This window comes from Streptomyces sp. NRRL F-2664 (genome assembly GCF_000719345.1).
Classification (GTDB): Bacteria; Actinomycetota; Actinomycetes; order Streptomycetales; family Streptomycetaceae; genus Streptomyces.
On sequence record NZ_JOFX01000592.1, the window covers coordinates 1 to 238 of the forward strand.

A 238-nucleotide genomic window follows, 5' to 3' on the forward strand; every position below is an offset into this window, starting at 1 on the left:
CCGCCCGGACGGCTCGAAGCCGCTGGAGGCGGTCGCCGGTACGAGCATCAAGGGCGTCGAGGTCCGGGCCACGGCCAAGGGCAAGGCCGTCGCGGTGTCCGGTGTCGTCGCCGGCTTCGGCCGGGAGAAGGACGGGAAATGGGTGCCGGCGGACCCGGCGACCGCGAAGGGCCCGTACTTCAAGGACGCGGCCGGCAAGAAGGTCTTCGGTCTCACCCTGCCCGCGACCGGCGCCGAC

At 73.5% G+C, this 238-nt stretch carries 1 pseudogene; it reads left to right on the top strand.

The annotated features are described in order from the left end of the window. Positions 1 to 238, top strand: a pseudogene (locus IF89_RS40320) (hypothetical protein); the annotation flags it as partial.